5 protein-coding genes are annotated in these 6,017 nt (G+C 70.3%); 4 read left to right on the forward strand and 1 reads right to left on the reverse strand.

Features of this window, described 5'->3' with window-relative positions:
* The first annotated feature begins 16 nt into the window (after window positions 1–16).
* From ACZ6RC_RS27785 to ACZ6RC_RS27795, 3 genes are all read left to right on the forward strand, one after another.
* Complete coding sequence (locus ACZ6RC_RS27785) at window positions 17–982, forward strand: cation diffusion facilitator family transporter (RefSeq protein WP_469588089.1); 966 nt, start codon at window positions 17–19, stop codon at window positions 980–982.
* Window positions 983–1,319: 337 nt separating this feature from the next.
* Window positions 1,320–2,777, forward strand: a complete 1,458-nt coding sequence (gene ahcY, locus ACZ6RC_RS27790) for an adenosylhomocysteinase (protein WP_391145383.1) — start codon at window positions 1,320–1,322, stop codon at window positions 2,775–2,777.
* A 166-nt stretch (window positions 2,778–2,943) separates the two neighbouring features.
* Entirely contained in the window at window positions 2,944–3,576 is a 633-nt protein-coding gene (locus ACZ6RC_RS27795; RefSeq protein WP_469588092.1) for a hypothetical protein, read from the forward strand.
* Here ACZ6RC_RS27795 and ACZ6RC_RS27800 read toward each other — a convergent pair.
* On the reverse strand, window positions 3,573–4,541 hold the full coding sequence (locus ACZ6RC_RS27800) for an RDD family protein (protein ID WP_469588095.1): 969 nt from the start codon (window positions 4,539–4,541) through the stop codon (window positions 3,573–3,575). The two genes, ACZ6RC_RS27795 and ACZ6RC_RS27800, sit on opposite strands and share 4 nt — an antisense overlap.
* A gap of 119 nt (window positions 4,542–4,660) precedes the next feature.
* On the opposite strand from ACZ6RC_RS27800, the gene ACZ6RC_RS27805 reads away from it, so the two are divergent.
* Window positions 4,661–5,668: a stage II sporulation protein M gene (locus ACZ6RC_RS27805; protein ID WP_469588098.1), complete on the forward strand. Its 1,008-nt coding sequence runs from the start codon at window positions 4,661–4,663 to the stop codon at window positions 5,666–5,668.
* Window positions 5,669–6,017: the final 349 nt, after the last annotated feature.

Consider the following 6,017-nt stretch of genomic DNA (forward strand, 5'->3'; position numbering starts at 1 on the left):
GGGAACTCGTACACCCATGAGCGCGTCAGGCGGAACCAAGGCGATCGTGGCGGCACTCGCCGCCAACCTCGCGATCGCGGTAGCCAAGTTCGTGGCGTTCCTCTTCAGCGGTTCGTCCTCGATGCTCGCCGAGAGCGTGCACTCCCTCGCCGACTCCGGCAACCAGGGCCTGCTCCTCCTCGGCGGCAAGCGCGCCCAGCGCCAGGCGACCCCCCAGCACCCCTTCGGCTACGGCCGCGAGCGGTACATCTACGCCTTCCTCGTCTCCATCGTGCTCTTCTCCGTGGGTGGCATGTTCGCCATCTACGAGGGCTACGAGAAGATCAAGCACCCCCACGAGATCGAGGCCTGGTACTGGCCGGTCGGCGTCCTCGTCTTCGCGATCATCGCCGAGACGTTCTCCTTCCGCACCGCCATCAAGGAGTCGAACCAGATCCGCGGCGGGCTCTCCTGGAAGGAGTTCGTCCGCCGGGCCAAGGCCCCCGAGCTGCCGGTCGTCCTCCTGGAGGACCTCGGCGCGCTCGTCGGCCTGATCCTCGCCCTCGGCGGCGTCAGCCTGGCCCTCGCCACCGGCGACGGCCTCTGGGACGGCATCGGCACGCTCTGCATCGGCGTCCTGCTCATCGTCATCGCCCTCGTCCTCGCCGTCGAGACCAAGTCGCTGCTGCTCGGCGAGTCCGCCGGCCTCGACCAGGTGAAGAAGATCGAGGACGCGGTCGTCGACGGCGTGACCGTCACCCGCCTCATCCACATGCGCACCCTCCACCTCGGCCCCGAGGAGCTCCTCGTCGCCGCGAAGATCGCCGTCCGGCACGACGAGTCGGCCACCGAGGTCGCGACCGCGATCAACGCCGCCGAGGACCGCATCCGCGCCGCCGTCCCCATCGCCCGGGTCATCTACCTCGAACCGGACATCTACAGCGAGTCGGCGGCAGCCTCCGGCACCAACCCCGCGAAGTCCCCGGGCGGCTCCGGCCACTGAGCCCACCACCTGCGAGGGAAGGGCCCCGGACCACCCGGTCCGGGGCCCTTCCCCGTCCCCGGAAGACCTCCGGACCCCCGTGTCGGGGCCGGATCCGGCCGAATCCCGGCCCCGGGCGGACTGTGGGTCGCCGGGCTGATCGGTGTAGATTCGTGACCAGCCAGACGTCGCTGCTGATGGCGGTCGGGCGGTCCTCTCGGACCGGCCGAGGGAGAGAGGGCCTCCGACGACTGCACCGCGGGAGCACCCGGGCATTCGTATGCCCGTGGGGTCCCGAGCTGCGGTGTCAGGCGCTTCAACCGACCCTCGAACCCGAACCACGAGGAGCAGCCCAGTCATGACGACTGTCGCCAACCAGCAGGACTTCAAGGTCGCCGACCTGTCCCTGGCCGCCTTCGGCCGCAAGGAGATCACCCTCGCCGAGCACGAGATGCCCGGCCTGATGTCGATCCGCCGCGAGTACGCCGAGCAGCAGCCCCTCGCCGGCGCCCGGATCACCGGCTCGCTGCACATGACCGTGCAGACCGCCGTCCTCATCGAGACCCTGGTCGCCCTCGGCGCCGAGGTCCGCTGGGCCTCCTGCAACATCTTCTCCACCCAGGACCACGCCGCCGCGGCCATCGCCGTCGGCCCGAACGGCACCCCCGAGGCCCCCGCCGGCGTCCCGGTCTTCGCCTGGAAGGGCGAGACCCTGGAGGAGTACTGGTGGTGCACGGAGCAGGCGCTGACCTGGCCGAACACCCCCACCGGCGGCCCGAACATGATCCTGGACGACGGCGGCGACGCCACCCTCCTCGTCCACAAGGGCGTCGAGTTCGAGAAGGCCGGCTCCGCCCCGGACCCGTCCACCGCGGACAGCGAGGAGTACGCCCACATCCTGACCCTCCTCAACCGCACCCTCGGTGAGAACCCGCAGAAGTGGACCCAGCTCGCCTCGGAGATCCGCGGCGTGACGGAGGAGACGACGACGGGTGTCCACCGTCTGTACGAGATGATGTCCGAGGGCACGCTGCTGTTCCCGGCGATCAATGTGAACGACGCGGTGACGAAGTCGAAGTTCGACAACAAGTACGGTTGCCGTCACTCCCTGATCGACGGCATCAACCGTGCCACCGATGTTCTGATCGGCGGGAAGACCGCGGTCGTGTTCGGGTACGGCGATGTCGGCAAGGGCTGTGCGGAGTCGCTGCGTGGTCAGGGTGCGCGGGTGATCGTGACGGAGATCGACCCGATCTGTGCGCTGCAGGCGGCGATGGACGGCTATCAGGTGGCCACGCTGGACGATGTGGTGGAGACGGCGGACATCTTCATCACGACGACCGGCAACAAGGACATCATCATGGCCTCGGACATGGCCCGGATGAAGCACCAGGCCATCGTGGGGAACATCGGTCACTTCGACAACGAGATCGACATGGCGGGGCTCGCCAAGCTTCCGGGTGTCGTGAAGGACGAGGTCAAGCCGCAGGTCCACACCTGGACGTTCCCCGACGGCAAGGTCCTGATCGTGCTCTCCGAGGGCCGGCTGCTCAACCTGGGCAACGCGACCGGGCATCCGTCGTTCGTGATGTCGAACTCCTTCGCGGACCAGACCCTGGCCCAGATCGAGCTCTTCACCAAGCCGGAGGAGTACCCGACCGAGGTCTACGTCCTGCCCAAGCACCTGGACGAGAAGGTCGCCCGCCTCCACCTCGACGCCCTCGGCGTGAAGCTGACGACCCTGCGCCCCGAGCAGGCCGCCTACATCGGCGTCCGGGTCGAGGGCCCGTACAAGCCGGACCACTACCGCTACTGATGCCCCGACCGACGGCGCCCGTGCACTGACGCACACCCGTCGACGGCACCCGTAGAGGACTCAGGCAGGCCCCCGCACCCCCGTGCCGGGGGCCTGCCGCGTCCGTCACCGGCGTCCCGGCCCGACCGACCCGGACCTACCGCCCCAGGAACCATCCCGAGGACCCATGCCCCGCGGCCGCTATTCGCTCCATGATCCGCACGATCACACCCCCCTCGGCGAAGAACACTTCCAGTGCGCGCCCGGCCCCTCCGGCTGGCGCTACGTCTCCCGGACCACCACCCCCTCCGGCGACCACGCAGGCTCCGTCGACCTGGCCATCGACGAACTCGGCCGCCCCATCCGCCTCGAACTCCACGCCGCCGACTGGCAGGTCCGCGGCGCGGCCCTCGACGGCGTCACCTGGGTCCGTACCGACCCCACCGGCAGCCATGCCACGGAAGGCAATGTGCGCGCCCACGCCTTCACCGGCACCTCACCGGCGTTCCTCGTCGCGATCAGCCGACTTCTGCGCCTCACCCCCGGTTCCCCCGCGACCCGCGTCCGGCTCGTCGCCTTCTCGCACACGGTCCTCGCCCCCCTCACGATCGACCAGTCCTGGGCCCTGGTGAAGAGTGAAGCGCACGCCACTGACAACGGCCCCCTGACCGTGGACGAATACCAGGTCAACGCCCTGGACACGGGGGAGCGGCACACCCTCCACCTCGCCGGCGACGTGGTCCTCTCCGCCCCCGGCATCGAACTCGAAGCCCTCGAGACCCCGCCGTCCGTCTTCCCCTCCGCCCCGGACGAGCTCTAGGCGGGAGGCGCGAACCCCGTGGAAGGAGAAGCGGGGGGAGTGGGAGGAGCCGGAGCCACCGGAGCGGAAGCGCCCCCGGGAGCCGCGTGCTCGACGGGACCGGCCGGAGCCGCGAACCCTGTTTCCCCGTAGGGGCGCGGGCCGGGACCGACCGGCGCGGGTGCGGGAGCCTGACCGGCAGCCGGCCCAGGCCCCAACCCGGCGGGCGCCACGGCGGCCGGGGCGAAGGCCCGCCGCGCCTCGCGGGCCTGCCGCTCACCGACCACACCGGCCAGATAGTCCGCGGCCGGCACCCCGGCAGGCGGAGGAGTCCCGGTCCGCGCGACCAGCTCATCGGCCAGCCGCTCGGCGAGCTGCCGCCCCACGACGGGATCGAGCTGCCGCACCCGCGTCAGGTACTGACGTATCTCCAGCCACAGCCCGTCCGGCACCGCCGACAGATCCAGCCCGGCGAACCGCCCGGCGAGCCACGGCGGGGGAGGCGGAACGGCCGCGCCACGAGCCACCGGCACCCGCTCCCGTACGACCAGGGTCCCCGCGAAGACGTCCCCGAGGCGCCGCCCCCGCTCCGACACGAGCGACGCGATGCACGCGACGACCCCGAAGGTCATCAGGATCTCCACGACCCCGACGGCGCCCCGCACCAGCGCGTGCCGGAAGCGGATCGGCCCCCCGTCGTCCCGCACCACCCGCAGCCCGCACGCCATCTTCCCGAGCGACCGCCCGTGCGACAGCGTCTCCACCGCGATCGGCGCCCCCACCAGCACGAGCAGGAACGACGCGATCGACACCGCCATCTGCGCGGCCTCGTCCAGCGAGGCCGTGGCCAACGCCAGCCCGAGGGTGATCAGCACATAGACCGTGAACACCACCGCGAGGTCGATGCACAGCGCCAGGGCCCGGCTCGGCACCCTCGCCGGCCGCAACCCCAGGACGACGGCGTCCCCCGTCACAACCCCGCTCACGACGCCCACCCTTCTCCGACCTTCCCGACCCCTCGGTACGACAGTCTGCCAAGCTGACCCGCAGCGCGCCGCAGTAGGACGGACCCGTACGCACCCAGTGCCTGGAGCAGCAGCCGATCATGGACCTCGACGTCTACGTCACCGCCCACCGCGCCGAGTGGGAACGCCTGGACCACCTCCTGAGCCGCGGCGGCAGACTCACCGGCACCGAGGCCGACGAACTCGTCACCCTCTACCAGCGCACGGCGACCCACCTTTCGCTGATCCAGTCCAGCGCCCCGGACCCCATGCTGACGGCCCGCCTCACCCAGCTCGTCGCCCGCGCCCGCGCCACGGTCACCGGCACCCGCCGCGCCTCCTGGCGCGAAGCCGTCACCTTCCTGACCACCGGCTTTCCGGCCGCGGTCTACCGCTCCCGCCACTGGTGGGTCCCCACCGCCGTCCTCTCCACCCTCCTCGCGGCGCTCATCGGCTGGTGGATCGCCACCCACCCGGAGGTCCAGTCCGCGATCGGCGCCCCTGCCGACCTGCGCGAGATGACCCGCCCGGGCGGCCAGTACGAGACGTACTACTCCAGCCACCCCGCGGCCTCCTTCGCCGCCCAGGTCTGGACGAACAACGCCCGCGCCGCCGCCCTGTGCCTGGTCCTCGGCGCGTTCCTGTGTATCCCGGTGCTGTGGATCCTCTTCCTCAACATGCTGAACCTCGGCGTCGGCATCGGTCTGATGTCCGCCGCAGGCCGCCTCGACGTCTTCCTCGGCCTCGTCCTCCCGCACGGCCTGCTCGAACTGACCGCCGTCTTCGTCGCCGCCGGCACCGGCCTGCGCCTCGGCTGGACCCTCATCGACCCCGGCCCGACGACCCGCCGCGCCGCCCTCGCCCAGCAGGGCCGCGCCGCCGTCGGCATGGCCATCGGCCTCGCCCTGGTCCTCTTCGTCGCGGGCCTGATCGAAGGCTTCGTAACCCCCTCGGGCCTCCCCACCTGGGCCCGCATCACCATCGGAATCGGCGCCGAGCTGGCCTTCCTCGCCTACGTCTACGTCCTCGGCGCCCGCGCGTCCCGCACCGGCGACACCGGCGACATCGACGAGCCCGACCGCAGCGCCCAGCTGCCCACCGCAGCCTGATGTGCAGAGCACGCCGCTGACCTGCTAGTCTCCTCCTCGCCCACAAAACCTGTTGACACGGGGGCTGTGGGGAGGTAGATTTTAACGGTTGCCTGAACTGGACAAGTTCAAGGGCGACCCGATAGTGTCTCTCTCGCTCCGGTCGGGAACATCGATTGCCACGGAGCCATCCGATTCCTTATTCGAATCACGAAAGCCACCGATTAGGTCGGCCCGAATGAATCTGATAAAGTCGGAACCGCCGGAAAGGAAAACGCGAAAGCGAATTCCAAGAAGGCGAAACCCGCTCCAGCGGGTGGCGGAAACGGAAATCGGATCTGCTAAGCTGGAAACACGAAAGACCGAAGGG

The organism is Streptomyces sp. NPDC048353 (assembly GCF_055587165.1).

Coding starts and splice junctions, on each gene's coding strand:
- ACZ6RC_RS27785 (WP_469588089.1), top strand. CDS start 17: ATGAGCGCGTCAGGCGGAACCAAGGCGATCGTGGCGGCACTCGCCGCC.
- ahcY (WP_391145383.1), top strand. CDS start 1,320: ATGACGACTGTCGCCAACCAGCAGGACTTCAAGGTCGCCGACCTGTCC.
- ACZ6RC_RS27795 (WP_469588092.1), top strand. CDS start 2,944: ATGCCCCGCGGCCGCTATTCGCTCCATGATCCGCACGATCACACCCCC.
- ACZ6RC_RS27805 (WP_469588098.1), top strand. CDS start 4,661: ATGGACCTCGACGTCTACGTCACCGCCCACCGCGCCGAGTGGGAACGC.